This window comes from Micromonospora sp. NPDC049203 (assembly GCF_043197215.1).
Lineage (GTDB): Bacteria > Actinomycetota > Actinomycetes > Mycobacteriales > Micromonosporaceae > Micromonospora.
On sequence record NZ_JBICSV010000003.1, the window covers coordinates 377,602 to 390,977 of the forward strand.

The 13,376-nt window shown below is 73.4% G+C and carries 13 protein-coding genes; 8 read left to right on the forward strand and 5 right to left on the reverse strand.

The genetic code is table 11. From position 1 onward, the window contains the following. Window positions 1-17 precede the first annotated feature (17 nt). The 4 genes from ACGFIA_RS10780 to eccB all read right to left on the reverse strand — a co-directional run bounded on the left by ACGFIA_RS10780 (window position 18) and on the right by eccB (window position 3,842). Window positions 18-446, reverse strand: a complete 429-nt coding sequence (locus tag ACGFIA_RS10780) for a hypothetical protein (RefSeq protein ID WP_357469889.1) — start codon at window positions 444-446, stop codon at window positions 18-20. A 160-nt stretch (window positions 447-606) separates the two neighbouring features. Beyond that, entirely contained in the window at window positions 607-1,893 is a 1,287-nt protein-coding gene (locus ACGFIA_RS10785; protein WP_357383244.1) for a WXG100 family type VII secretion target, read from the reverse strand. After that, window positions 1,886-2,257 carry a hypothetical protein gene (locus tag ACGFIA_RS10790; protein ID WP_393259605.1) on the reverse strand — a complete coding sequence of 124 codons (372 nt, stop codon included), beginning with the start codon at window positions 2,255-2,257 and terminating at the stop codon, window positions 1,886-1,888. The genes ACGFIA_RS10785 and ACGFIA_RS10790 overlap by 8 nt, the downstream gene beginning before the upstream one ends. Window positions 2,258-2,372: 115 nt before the next feature. Next, window positions 2,373-3,842: a type VII secretion protein EccB gene (gene eccB / locus ACGFIA_RS10795; RefSeq protein WP_357383248.1), complete on the reverse strand. Its 1,470-nt coding sequence runs from the start codon at window positions 3,840-3,842 to the stop codon at window positions 2,373-2,375. Between the two features lie 162 nt (window positions 3,843-4,004). On the opposite strand from eccB, the gene ACGFIA_RS10800 reads away from it, so the two are divergent. Then, window positions 4,005-5,177, forward strand: coding sequence for a type VII secretion protein EccE (locus tag ACGFIA_RS10800; protein ID WP_357383250.1), 1,173 nt, complete (start codon window positions 4,005-4,007; stop codon window positions 5,175-5,177). On the opposite strand, the gene eccD is transcribed toward ACGFIA_RS10800, so the two are convergent. Then, complete coding sequence (eccD, locus tag ACGFIA_RS10805; RefSeq protein WP_393259608.1) at window positions 5,161-6,558, reverse strand: type VII secretion integral membrane protein EccD; 1,398 nt, start codon at window positions 6,556-6,558, stop codon at window positions 5,161-5,163. The two genes, ACGFIA_RS10800 and eccD, sit on opposite strands and share 17 nt — an antisense overlap. Before the next feature lie 168 nt (window positions 6,559-6,726). Between eccD and eccCa the strand changes: the two genes are divergently transcribed. The 7 genes from eccCa to ACGFIA_RS10840 all read left to right on the forward strand — a co-directional run bounded on the left by eccCa (window position 6,727) and on the right by ACGFIA_RS10840 (window position 13,362). After that, window positions 6,727-10,692: a type VII secretion protein EccCa gene (gene eccCa, locus ACGFIA_RS10810; protein ID WP_357383254.1), complete on the forward strand. Its 3,966-nt coding sequence runs from the start codon at window positions 6,727-6,729 to the stop codon at window positions 10,690-10,692. A gap of 74 nt (window positions 10,693-10,766) precedes the next feature. Then, a complete protein-coding gene (locus ACGFIA_RS10815; RefSeq protein WP_393259610.1) occupies window positions 10,767-11,177 on the forward strand; it encodes a YbaB/EbfC family nucleoid-associated protein in 411 nt (136 codons plus the stop codon). A gap of 18 nt (window positions 11,178-11,195) precedes the next feature. After that, on the forward strand, window positions 11,196-11,489 hold the full coding sequence (locus ACGFIA_RS10820) for a hypothetical protein (RefSeq protein ID WP_357469906.1): 294 nt from the start codon (window positions 11,196-11,198) through the stop codon (window positions 11,487-11,489). 31 nt (window positions 11,490-11,520) lie between these two features. Then, window positions 11,521-12,249 (forward strand): hypothetical protein, encoded by a 729-nt coding sequence (locus ACGFIA_RS10825; protein WP_357383260.1) that lies wholly within the window; start codon window positions 11,521-11,523, stop codon window positions 12,247-12,249. A 12-nt stretch (window positions 12,250-12,261) separates the two neighbouring features. Further along, the gene (locus ACGFIA_RS10830; protein WP_357383262.1) at window positions 12,262-12,531 is read left to right on the forward strand and encodes a hypothetical protein; all 270 of its coding nucleotides are present in this window, start codon (window positions 12,262-12,264) and stop codon (window positions 12,529-12,531) included. Between the two features lie 212 nt (window positions 12,532-12,743). Further along, entirely contained in the window at window positions 12,744-13,052 is a 309-nt protein-coding gene (locus tag ACGFIA_RS10835) for a WXG100 family type VII secretion target (protein ID WP_354868205.1), read from the forward strand. A gap of 28 nt (window positions 13,053-13,080) precedes the next feature. After that, window positions 13,081-13,362 carry a WXG100 family type VII secretion target gene (locus ACGFIA_RS10840; RefSeq protein WP_013283773.1) on the forward strand — a complete coding sequence of 94 codons (282 nt, stop codon included), beginning with the start codon at window positions 13,081-13,083 and terminating at the stop codon, window positions 13,360-13,362. The last annotated feature ends 14 nt before the right edge of the window (window positions 13,363-13,376 follow it).

The window sequence follows — 13,376 nt, forward strand, 5'->3', positions numbered from 1 at the left end:
ACCGGAAGGGCGCCCGGTCAGGCGCGCGGCGGACCGCGACGGGCGATGTGCGCGCGGCCGGGGTCGGCGGCGGCGACGACCTCGGTGCCGGGGACGCGCCCGGCGGAGCCGGCGGAAGAGGCTTCGGCGACGGCGGGGCCGGTGCCGGGACCGGTGGTCCGCAGGGCAGTGGTCGTGGCGTCGCCCGCCGTGAGTGCGGCGGAACGTGCGTGGCCGGCCGTGACCGCCCGCGGCGTCGCGATGTGCTCGATGACGGCGACGTGCTCGATCGTCGCGACGTGCTCGACGGCGTGCGAGGCGGTGGCGTGCGAGGACGCGGTGGCGTGGGCGGGTGTGGCGGCGATGCCCTGGAGGCCGACGATCAGCACCAGGCCGGCCACCGCCGTGCGGGCGATTCGGCGCAGCGTCGCCGTCCAGGTGGACGGGGCGAACGCTACGGGCAGCACCAATTCAACCTATCGGTCGGCAGACGATCTTGCAGCTCAAAGATCTTGCGGGTTACGTGAGCCACCACACGAGTCGGTGTGGACGGACCCTCACGCAGGCCCGACGCGAGACGGCGCGGCGCCCCTGCCGGGGTGCCGCGCCGTCTCGTGGATGCCGGGGTCAGTTGCCGCCGAGTACCGGCGGCGGAGCGGCGTCACCGTCGCCCCAGACCATCTCGTCCTCGGTGAGCCAGGTCAGCCGGCCGTCCGACTCGTCGTCGCCGTGGCCGCCGCGCCCGCCCAGCACGCCGCCGCGGCCGGCCATCGCGGGCCGCCCGTTTGCGCCGCCGGTGCGCTCGGCGGACTTGCTCCCGGCGTCGACGACGAGGCCGCGACCGGAGGTGAGCCGACCCGTGCCGGCTGCCGAGCGGGTCTCCGCGCCGGGCATGCCGCCGAGGCGGGCCGAGGCCGCCGAGTTGGGGCCGGTGCCCGCGAGCGCGCCGGTGCTCAGCACGCCGGGGGCACCGTAGAGCGAGCCGCCGCCGGGGCCGCCGGCGGTCATCGTCGCCGGGCCGCCGCCGGGGCCGAAGCCCGGGCCGCCGCCGACAGTCGGACCGCCGAGGGTGCTGGTCAGCGGAGTGGCGCCGGCCAGCGAGGTGCCGCCCGGGTCGACCGTCCCGGTGGTCGGCACCGAACCCGGGGTGCCCGCGCCGGGCTGGCCGCCCGGAGCGCCCGAACCCGGAGTGCCCGCACCGGGCGTGCCGCCGGTCGGGGCCGCGTGGTGCACGCCCGAGCTGGTCGCGGTGGCGCTCGCGCCCGGGCCGAAGCTGCCCAGGCTCGGGCCGGACGACGGCGTCTTCACCGACGGGCCGTTCTGCAGCGTGGGGTCACCGTTACCGGTGTGGCCGGGCAGCTCGGCCGCCGGCGGCTCCGGCACCACGATCCGGCTGTACGCCGAGAAGTCGTAGCCCTCGGCGAGCTTCGCCACGACCTGCACCATCCGCTGGTGCGCCTTCTCCTGCTCGGCCTTGTCCTGCTGGTGGCCGACGATCCCGCCGATCACCGCGCCCGCGGCGCCGCCGAGCAGGAAGCCCTTGCCGGCGCCGGAGAGCAGCTTGTCGTTGTCCTCCGTCTTCTCCGGGCTCTCGGCCTTGGCCTGCGCGGCCCGCAGCTCGCTGGACATCATGTCGAGGCCCTGCCGGATGCCCGTCATGCCCTCGGCGAGGCTGCCCGAGTAGCTCACGACCATGCCCAGCCGGCGGTGGAACTCCCGCGCGGCGTCGCCGGACCAGGTCTTCGTCAGCGCCTCCAGGTCGGCGGTCAGATCGCGGCCGAGGTCGTCGAGCGTGCCCTTCAGGGAGGTCCACTGGGCGCTCAGCGCCTCGATCTGCTTCGGGTCGCCCGCCTTGACGTCCTGGTAGAGCTCCTCGTGGCTGACGTGCTCGTAGCGCCGGGTGTACTCAGACACGCGGGTCCTCCTTCGGCTGCTTCATCGCCTCGTCGAGCCCGGAGAGGGCGGCGGCGATGTCGGCCGCGGCGGCGGCGTTGCGGGCCTCGGCGGTCTTGTAGTTCGTCATGATCTTCTGGGTCGCCTCGCGGGCGGCCAGGATCGCCCGGCGCAGCCGGTCGACGTGGTTGACGTAGCTCTGGTGCGTCTCGGAGTAGCGACGCGCGTTGTCGGTCGCGTCGGTGAACGTGCCGAGGGCCGGCGGGCGGCACTGCATCTGGGTGTTGAGCTTGCGCAACACCGACTCCGCCTGGTCCAGGCGCCGCTCGAGCCGCTGGTGGAACTCCTCCAAGGACAGTACGTCTACTGTCGTGCGCCCCGTCATGGCTGCATCCCCGTAGTCCTCGTCGATAACCGTACGCCGCACTCAGGTTAGTCGAAGCGTGCCAACCCGGGCGACCCGTGACGCGGATCCTCCACTTCGGATGAGGGGAGGGCGGTCAACCGCCCTGGACCTGGGCGGCCGCACCACCGGCCGAGGGTGTCGCGGCGGGCGCCGCGGGCGCTGACGCATCGAAGTACGCCATCGCGTCCTGCCGGGACAGCGTCGGGCCGGTCGGCACCAGCGCCAGCAGTGAGGCGGGCACCGCGAGCGGCGTCACGTCGCCGTATCCGAGCGCGCTCTTGGCGTCACCCCCGGCGGTGCCCAGCGGAAAGCGGATGCCCTGCGCGGTGATCAGGTAGACCGTCGACCCGGCCGCCGCCTTGCCGCTCTCGCCGGCCGTGGCCTGCACCAGCACGCCCTTGCCGCCGGGCAGGAGCACGTGCTCGGCGGTGCGTACCGCGTCCCGGCCGCCCTGCCGCGCCGGCATCGCGGTCGCCGAGGTCAGCTCGGCCGGCGCGGTGTCGAAGACCTCCAGCGTGGTGGTCGGCGGCTGGCCCGCCGGGCCGGGCCGGTAGGTGGCGCAGAGCACGGTGCGGCCCACGCGGACCTCGTGCAGCGCCGGCAGGCGGGCCGGCAGGCCGTCCGCGTCCAGCCGCTGGTCGGTGAGGAGCCGGCCCGCCTCGTCCGGAGTGATCTGCGTCACCTCGCCGCCGCCGCCGAGCAGCAGGAGCGCGGTGACCTCCCGGACGGTGGCCAGGCCCTGCCGGGTGAGCACGTAGTACTGGCCGGCGGCCTGGTAGACCTGGCCGATCCGGGCCGGCCGGCCGGCCACGGTGAGCCCGCTCGCGCCGCCGTCCCCGGCGATCGAAGGCTTGCGCAGCACCGGACCGACCGGGACCGCGTTCAGCAGTTGCTGCCCGACGGTCAGGTTCGTCGCGCCGGCCATCTTCAACGCCACCAGCGCCTGCTCGTCACCGGCCACCCGCAGCCGGGAACCGCCGGTGAGCAGGTAGCGGGCGTCGCTGGTCCGCACCACCACGGCCCGGTCGGCCAGCGACGTGCCGCCCGGCAGCGCGCGGTCGATCACCAGATGCGTGGTGGAGCGCTGCGGGTCGTTCGGATCCGGTACGTCGCACACCGACCACGGGAGCCCGACCAGGGACTTGCGATCCGGCAGGTCGTCCGGGGCGCCCACGATGCCGACCAGCCGCCCGCGTGGACGGTCCTTGATCGACGCCTGGGACATGGTGCGCGGCTGCGCCGCCGCGTCGTTGACGATCAGCCGCGCCGAGGCGTAGTTGAGCGTCGGGCGCAACACCTTGTCCTCGCCGAAGTAGTACGTCGCGCCGGTCTCCCGCTCGATCACCAGCGTGTTCGGCTCCAGCGGCGCGGAGTTGCTGGTGAGCTGCCCGTACGCGCCCACGCCGCCGAGCACCACGGCTGCCGCGATGACGCTGCCGAACACCGCCATGCCGAGGCGGCGCATCGGCAGCTCGTTGGTCTCCGGGTCGCCGGAGAGCAGGGCGGAGACGATGCGGCGGGTGACGAAGCGGTACGCCTGCACCTGATCGCGGCGGGTCCGCATGACTAACCTCCGGCGGGGGTGGGTCCACGACGACAGGTCCGAGCGGCGCCGCGGGCTTCCCTACGATAAGGGGCCGTCGGGGGTGCGCCGGACCCCGTCCGCCGCCCGAACGACAGCAGCCGCCCGGCGGAGGCCCAGCATGTCCAGAAGGGACGCACACCGATGACGCAGCTCCAGGCGCCACCCGGTCGTACCGCCACCGCTCCCGCAGTACCGGCGGACCGGCCGGTCACCCCGGCGGACAGGCGCCGCCGGGGACGGCTCGGCCCGATCGTGGTCGGGCAGCTCGTGGCGGTGGAGTGCGCGGCGCTCGCCGTCTGGTTCGCCACCGCCGGCCCGACGTGGCTGCTCGCGGTGGTCGCCGTACTGGCGCTGCTGGCCGTGGGCGCGGCCTTCGCGCGCCGGGGCGGCCGCTGGTGGTACGAGGACCTGATGCTCCGCCGCCGGCTGCGCCGGCGCCGCGACCGGGCCCGGGGTGCGGCGCCCGGCGGTGACCCGCGGCTCGCCGCGCTCGCGCCGGAGCTGACAGTGGTGGAGCTGACCGAGCGCGGCACCCGGCTCGGCATCGGGCAGGACGACCGGGGCTGGTTCGCCGCGCTGGCGTTGACCGGCCGTCCCGGCGCGCCCGCCGGCTCGGTCGAGGCGGCGGTGGTGGACCGCGCGCTCGCGGTGCTCGCCGACTTCTCCGGCCCGGTCACCCAGACCCAGGTCGTCTCGCACACCCTCGTCTGGTACCCGGCTCCCGGCGCGCCGCCGTCCGCGTACCGGACCGTGTGGGTGGCGCTGCGCCTGTCGGTGTCCGACGCGCGGGCCGAGACGGTGAGCCGGGGCGGCGGGCTGCGCGGCGTGCACCGCACGGTGGCGGCCGGCGTGGGCCGGCTCGGCAAGGCGCTCAACGCCGCCGGCCTCGCCCACCGGGTGCTCGACCGCGACGAACTGCACGCGGCGGTGGTGTCCGGGGCCGGGCTCGACCTCGCGCCGGAGTCCCCGGTGGAGACGTGGACCAGCCTGCGCGGGGGCGGCTGGACGCAGCGCTGCCTGGCCCTGCGGGTACGCCCCAACGGATCGCTCGGCGCGCTCGTGGACGCGGTCACGGCCACCTCCGCGCCCTCGCACACGGTCGCCGCGGTGGTGCTCCCGGGCGGCCGGCGGGTGCCGCCGCTGCTGCGGGTGGCGGCCATGGACGGGCACGCCGAGGCGCTTGTCAAGGCGGTCCGGGAGATGGCCCGGCGCGCGGGCGTGCCGGCCCGTCCGCTGGACGGCCAGCACGGTCCGGGCGTCTACGCCACCGCGCCGGTCGGCACCGCGATGGGGACGGTCACGGTCGAAGGTTGACGATCCAGCCGTACGCGCCGCAGACCCAGAAGGTCAGCGGCACCAGCGCGACGATCAGCAGGATCTCGATGATGTCCAGGGTCCGGCCCCAGACCGGGGAGATCCGCTTGCCGGCCACTGTCAGGCCGTAGACCAGGCTGATCACGGCCACCACGGCCAGGCCGCCGAGGATCAGCCCGAGCCGTACCGCGAGCGAGCCCGCGGCGAACGTGGCGGCGGCGACCAGCCCCAGGCCGACGGTGCCGGACAGCAGCACCGGCGTGCGCTGGGCGCGGCTGAGGAACGGGCGTGCCCGCAGCAGCGACAGCAGCGCCAGCACCAGGCAGAGCAGGACCGCCGGGAGCCGGCCGTCCTCGGCGAGCACCACCTCGCCGCCGAGCACCAGCAGCGAGACGGTCCAGAGCAGGCCGGTGAGGAACCCGTCGGCGCGCTCGCTGTTGCGCAGCACCGACGGGCCGTCCACCGACTCGGTGTCGGTCTTGAGGTCGTCCGGTCCGGTGGGGATGGACGGCACCGGCAGCCGGGCCAGGCGGTAGGCGAGCATCGGCAGCGCGGGCAGCGCGCCGAACGCGACCGTCGCGACGATCGCCGCCGAGGCCGCCGCGCCGATGCCGAAGGCCAGGCTGAGCACCGCGCCGAGGCCGACCGCGCCGCCCACGCCCACCGCGCCGAGGAACAGCGGCAGGCGGTCGCCGACCGCGAGCGCGGCGATCGCGCCGAACACCACCACGGCGGTGCCGGCGAGCAGGACGTGCGGGCCGGCCAGCTCGCCGAGCGTCCGGTCCCCGGCGAGCACCAGCAGGCCGCCGACGCCCGCGTAACCGATTCCGACGAGGGCCAGCACCGCGCCGGTGCGGCTGTCACCGGCGGCCCGGGACAGCACCGCGGCGCCGACCAGCAGCGCCACCGCGACCACGAAGGCGGCGGCCGCGCCGGGCAGCTGCGGCGGGCCGGTGAGCAGCGTCGCCACCGCGCCCCCGGCCAGCGCCGAGGCGGCGAGCAGGACCGCGAACACCCGTGTGGTGCCCACCTGCCAGGCGCCCGCCCGCTGGGTGGTGGAGGTGGCGACCGCGTCCACCACGTCGTCGAAGACGATCTCGGGGGCGGTCGCCGCACGCGGGTTGAAGTAGAGCACCTCGCCGTCGCGTACCCCGAGCTGCGCCGCGGTACGGCCACCGTCGAGCGGTTGGCCGCCGAGCCGGGACAGGGCCCAGCCGCCGTGCCGTACGCCCTCGTCGGCCAGGTCCTCGCCCGCGTACCGCAGCAGCGTGGGGAGCAGGTCGGCGAGCGGCACGTCGGACGGCAGCGCCAGGTCCATCCTGGTACGCGGCGCCACGATGGTGATCCGGCTCAGTCCGCCGGTCGCCGTCTTCGTCGCCACAGTGGCCTCCTCGTGCTCGCATACGATCCGCTGGGCCGTCGGCGCCGCCCCCACGGGTCCACGACGCCTGACGGAGATTACCTACGATGGCGGTCGCACAGGTTGCCCACCCGACGCTCACCGGCGGTGGCAGACCACGATCAGGGCCGCTTCTGGGGAGGGAGAGCCGTGAGTACGGTGGTGTTCCGCCGACTTCCGCGTCAACCGGGGCCCGCGCTGCCGCGCGGCGAGGTGCTGCTGGAGTCCCCGCCCGAGTTGCCCGAGCCGCAGGCCAAGGGCATGGGCCAGGTGCTGATGATCCTGCCGATGCTCTGCGGTGTCGGCGCGATGGCGTTCCTCTACGCGGGCCGCGGCGGCGGCATGATGACGTACGTCGCGGGTGGCCTGTTCGGTGTGTCCATGCTGGGCATGGCGATCGGCACGCTCGGCAACGGCGGCAAGGACAAGGCCGAGCTGAACGCCCAGCGGCGCGACTACATGCGCTACCTCGCGCAGATGCGCAAGCGCACCCGGCGGGCGGCCGAGCAGCAGCGCGCCGCGATGACGTGGCGGCACCCGGAGCCGGACGCGCTCTGGTCGATCGCCGCCTCGCGCCGGCTCTGGGAGCGGCGGATCACCGAGGACGACTTCGGCGAGGTGCGGATCGCGCTCGGCCCGCAGCGGCTCGCGGTGGAGATCGTGCCGCCGGAGACCAAGCCGGTGGAGGACCTGGAACCGATGAGCGCGATCGCGCTGCGCCGGTTCGTCCGGGCCCACTCCAGCGTGCCGGATCTGCCGACCGCGCTGTCGCTGCGCGCGTTCAGCCGGATCGCGTTGCGCGGCGACCGGGAGGCGGTGCTGGATCTGGCGCGGGCCGCGCTGGGCCAGCTGGTCACGTTCCACGCCCCGGAGGACCTCCTGGTGGTGGTGGTGGCCGCGCCGGACCGGCAGGCGGCCTGGGACTGGGTGAAGTGGCTGCCGCACGCCCAGCACCCGGGGCGTACGGACGCGGCGGGCGCGCGCCGGATGGTGTACGCCGCGCTGGACGAGGCGGAGACCGCGCTGGCCCAGGATCTGGGCGGGCGGCCCCGGTTCGCGCCGGAGGCGAAGCCGCTGACCACCGCTCCGCACGTGGTGGTGGTGCTGGACGGCGGCGAGGTCTCGGCGACCTGCGCGCTGACCGGGCCGGGCCTGCTCGGCACGACGGTGTTCGACCTGTCCGGCGCGGTACCGCGCGACGCCGGGCGCTGGCTGCTCTGCCTGGACGCGGGGGACGGCACCGGGCTGGACCTGGTCCGTGGCGCCGCCACGTCGCGGCTCGGCCGGCCGGACCGGCTCTCCCTGAGCGCGGCCGAGGGGCTGGCCCGGCAGATCGCCCCGTTCCGGCTCTCCCAGCAGCAGGGCGCGAGCACCGAGGAGCCGCTGGCCCGCAGCATGGAGCTGCCCGATCTGCTCGGTGTCGGCGACGCGGCGACTGTGGACGTCCGGCAGACGTGGCGTCCGCGCAGCCACCGCGACCGGTTGCGCATCCCGCTCGGCCTGGGCCCGGACGGCAACGTGGTGGAGCTCGACTTCAAGGAGTCCGCGCACGAGGGCATGGGCCCGCACGGCCTGGTCATCGGCGCTACCGGTTCGGGCAAGAGCGAACTGCTGCGTACGGTGGTCGGGGCGCTCGCCGTGACGCACTCCTCGGAGGAGCTGAACTTCGTCCTCGTCGACTTCAAGGGCGGCGCGACGTTCGCCTCGCTGGACGCGTTGCCGCACACCAGCGCGGTGATCACGAACCTCTCCGACGAGCTGCCGCTGGTCGACCGGATGCGGGACGCGCTCGCCGGTGAGATGAACCGCCGGCAGGAGGTGCTGCGGGCGGCGGGCAACTACGTCTCCCGGTACGACTACGAGAAGGCGCGGGCCGCCGGTGAGCAGCTGGAGCCGATGCCCAGCCTGCTGATCATCTGTGACGAGTTCTCCGAGCTGCTGGCGGCCAAGCCGGACTTCATCGACCTGTTCGTGATGATCGGCCGGCTCGGCCGGTCGCTCGGCGTGCACCTGCTGCTGGCCTCGCAGCGGCTGGAGGAGGGCAAGCTACGCGGCCTGGACACGCACCTGTCGTACCGGATCGGTCTGCGTACGTTCTCGGCGGTGGAGAGCCGGATCGTGCTCGGCGTGCCGGACGCGTACGAGCTGCCCAGCGCGCCCGGTCACGGCTACCTGAAGACCGACACCGCGACCATGCTGCGGTTCCGCGCCGCCTACGTGTCCGGCCCGTACCGGGCGCCGGGGCAGGTGCAGCGCTCCACCCGGGCGCAGGTGCAGCGCCGGATCGTCCCGTACGGCATCGACTACGTGCCGGCGCCCGCGACGCCCAGCCCGGCGGAGGCGACCCCGGAGCCGGAGCAGGCCGGCGACGGCAAGGCCGTGGCGATGCTGGACGTGCTGATCGGCCAGCTCAAGGGCCGCGGCAAGCCGGCGCACCAGGTGTGGCTGCCGCCGCTGGCGGAGCCGTCCGGGCTGGCCGAGCTGCTGCCGAAGTTGAGCGTGCACCCGACGTACGGCCTGACCACCGCCGACTGGCCGGGGCGGGGCCGGCTGGCGGTGCCGGTGGGCATCGTGGACCGGCCGTACGAGCAGCGCCGCGATCCGATGATGGTGGACCTGGCCGGGGCGGGCGGCAACGTGGTGATCGTGGGGGCGTCGCTGAGCGGCAAGAGCACGATGCTGCGGTCGATGCTGGCGTCGCTGGCGCTCACCCACACGCCGCGCGAGGTGCAGTTCTTCTGCCTCGACTTCGGCGGCGGCGCGCTGCGCAGCCTGGAGGGGCTGCCGCACACCTCGGGTGTGGCGGGGCGGCGGGACACCGAGGCGGTCCGGCGGACGGTGGCCGAGGTGGTCGCGGTGATCGACGAGCGGGAGAACCGGTTCACTCAGCACGGCATCGACTCGGTGGCCAGTTACCGGCGTCGCCGGGCGGCGGGTGAGTTCGCCGACGACCCGTTCGGTGACGTCTTCCTCGTGGTGGACGGCTGGAACACGCTGCGTCAGGAGTACGAGGAGCTGGAGCAGACGATCACCAACCTGGCGAACCGGGGCCTGGGCTTCGGTGTGCACGTGGTGATCACGGCGGTGCGGTGGGCGGAGATCCGGATCAACATGCGGGACCTGCTCGGCACCAAGCTGGAGCTGCGGCTCGGTGATCCGTCGGAGTCGGAGATCGACAGGCGGGCGGCGCAGAACGTGCCGGTGGGCGCGCCCGGTCGCGGTTTGACCCGGGACAAGCTGCACTTCCTGACCGCGATCTCGCGGATCGACGGCAAGCGTGACATCGAGGACCTGACCGAGGCGTCGGTGGCGCTGGCCGGTCACGTCGCGGCGAACTGGCCGGGACAGCCGGCGCCGAAGGTGCGGCTGCTGCCGCGCAGGCTGACGGTGACCGAGCTGGCGAAGGTGGTCGACAGGTCCGCCCCGGGCATCCCGATCGGCGTCAACGAGTCGGCGCTCGCCCCGGTCTACCTGGATCTGGCGGGGGAGCCGCACCTGACCGTGTTCGGCGACGCCGAGTGCGGCAAGACCAACCTGCTGCGGCTGATCGCCCGGGGGATCGCCGAGCGGTACACCCCGGCCCAGGCGCGGCTGGTCATCGCCGACTACCGGCGTGGTCTGCTGGGCGCGGTCGAGGGGGATCACCTGCTCGACTACGCGCCGTCGAACCAGGTGTTCAGCCAGGGGCTCGGGTCGATCCGCAGCGCCCTGCAGAACCGGCTGCCCGGCCCGGACGTGACCACCGCGCAGCTGCGCGACCGGAGCTGGTGGAAGGGCCCGGAGCTGTACATCCTGGTGGACGACTACGACCTGGTCGCCTCCGGTGGCAGCAACCCGCTCAGCGCGCTGCACGAACTGCTGCCGCAGGCGCGGGACATCGGCCTGCACCTGATCATCACGCGCCGGGTCGGCGGTGTCGCCCGGGCGCTGTACGAGCCGGTGCTGCAACGCCTGCGCGAGCTGGACTCGCCGGGCCTGCTGATGTCCGGCAGCCGGGAGGAGGGCGCGGTCTTCGGCAACCTGCGGCCGACCCCGCAGCCGCCGGGCCGGGGCACGCTCGTGCGCCGCCGCGACGGTCAGCAGCTCATCCAGACCGCGTGGACGGAACCCGCCTGACGGGACGGACGGCGGGAGTCCGGTCCGGTAGCGTCGGCCCGATCGATCGTCGCGAGTGGGAAAGGGGCGCGTAGGTGAGCAGCCCGTCGGGTTTCGGTGCGGCAATGGAGGGCCTGCTGCGCCAGGCGCAGGAACAGCAGCGCCGGCTGGCCGAGCTCCAGCGGCAGCGCGCGGAGCTACGGGTCACCGGGGAGAGCCCGGACGGGCTGGTGCGGGTGACTGTGGACGGCGACATGAAGGTCGGCGACGTCGAGCTGAACGCGCGGGCGATGCGGCTGGACAGCTTCTCCCTGGCCGAGTCGATGCAGGCCGCGATCGACGCGGCGTACACCGCCTTCGAGGAGCGGCAGCGCGAGATGCTGAGCGAGATGCTCGGCGACTCCGAGATGGTCCGCCAGGCGCAGAACGGCACGCTCACCCCCGAAGACTGGTTCCGCCGCTTCGGGGTGGACCTGTCCGACCCGACCCGCAACCTGCGGCGCTGAACGAGAGGAAGGCCGACGATGCCGAACACCGTCGACGTCGACGCGATCCGGAAGGCCGGCCAGCGGCTCGACGCCCCGGACGGCCCGATCCAATACCTGCGCAACGTCGAGACGCTGCTGGCCGAGGTCAAGCTGCCCGGCACTGCGCTGAGCTGGTTCGGCACCGGGGCGGTGGAGCGGCACAACGCGGCTGTGGACGGGCACCTGGCCAACGTCCGCAGCGGTGTGGAGCATCTGCGCAGGGCCGCCGAGCAGCTCGAACAGAGCGCGAAGAACTGGGAGAAGTCGGATCAGCCCTGGGTGGTCAAGTGACCGGCCGGGTCCGCCACGGAAGGGACGCCTGATGCCACCGGAGATCCTCATCGCCAACGCCTCGGGGACGGTGACCGGCTCGGTGTCGGTCGCGCAGACCACGGCTCCGGTCCGCTCGGCGGCGGCCATCGCCAAGGGCAACCTGGTCTGGATCGCCGCCTCGGCGGCGCTGATCGGCACGATCCTCTATCTGGAGTCGTTCGACAACCAGCAGGTGAACGAGTCGATCAAGAAGTGGGACGAGGCGGCCCGCCTGCTCGGCGCGGACCAGTTCGGCGCGGCCATGGCGGCGGTTCCGCCGGACGCGGCGGAGTGGGACTTCGACGACCGGGACGCGTTCGACCTGTTCCTCCGCAAGCTCGGCGCGGAGATCAACTCGCTGGCCGAGGCGTTCGCCGCCAACCGGGACACGCTCACCGCGGCCCGCGACGCGTACAACGACGCGGTCTCCGGCCTGGCCCAGGCGCTCATGCCGATCCTGGTCGCGGTGATCGCCTCGATCGCGCTCCAGTTCTTTCCCGCCACCACGGCGCTGGCCCAGGCCATCGGCATCGCCGGCCTGGCCGCGACGGCCGCCATCCTGGTCCTGGTCTTCGGCGAGATCAGCGCGCTGCTGCACGCGCTGCTGGCCGCCTTCCACACCGACGACCGGTTCACCTTCACCGCGGACTCCCGTCCCGGCTGGGCGCCGACCGGCTCCGACCCGGACATCAAGGACATCAAGATCGACTGGGTGCGGGACTCCAAGTTCTACGGGTGACGGGAGCGACGCGTGGAAACCCTGCTCTTCTCGCTGTTGCTGTACGTGCTGCTGACCATCCCGGTCTTCGTGGTCCTGATGCTGTTCGCCGGGCTGACCCGCTCGGCGAAGCTGCGGCGGGCCGCCGAGGTGGTGGCGTTGAGCACCTGCGCGGCGCTGCTGGTGCTGGCGTTCCAGCGCGCGTTCACCAAGCCGGTGCTGTGGGTCGTGGTGGTGCTGCTGATCGCGGTGCTGGCCTTCGGCGTGTCGACGATCGTCAGATCCACACGGGAACGTCCCTGACCTCGGCGGCGACCGTCCACCTCGTACGGACGACGCCGGATCGCGTTGCCGTTGAGGGCTGTCGGAATACGTCGATGGGTCATCAGGGCTGCGCGGGTTGGACGTCGTCCGCTACGGTTCGGATGAAGTGTCCGTCGGTGGGGTGTGTACGCCTTGCCGCGGGGGAGGGCGCGGCGGAACCGCCGCCACAAGATGACGGAAGGGTGTGAAGCATGGCGTTCGAGGTCAGTGCAGCGACTCTGCACACCGCCGCGAGTGACGTGCGGTCCACGCGCAGCGACGTCGACGGCGAGCTCAAGAAGCTGTGGAACGTGGTCGACGACCTGGCGATGGCCTGGAAGGGCCAGGCGTCCACGGGCTTCCAGGGCCTGATGAACCGCTGGAACGAGGACACGGCGAAGCTGCTGACCGCGATGGACAACATCGCGGACCTGCTCGACAAGTCGGGCACCACGCACCAGGTGAACGACGAAGAGCAGCAGCAGATGCTGGACAAGTTCCACGCTGCTCTCAACCCGTGATCCGCGAAGACAGGCAGAGGAGGAATCGATGAGCATCAAGGTTGATTACGCTGTTCTGGAGAGCAGCAACCAGCAGATGCAGGCCATCTCGCGGACCATCGACGAGAAGCTGGACACGCTGCGGGCGATGCTGACCAAGCTCGAGTGGGAGGGCCAGGACCGGGCCGCCTACCAGCAGCACCAGGCCCAGTGGGACGCCGCCGTGCGGGACATCAACAAGGTCCTGAACGAGATCGGTGGCGCGGTGGGCATCGCGCGCGAGAACTACATGACCACGGAGATGAGCAACTCCAAGGTCTGGGGCAACTGACCCCGACCGGTCCA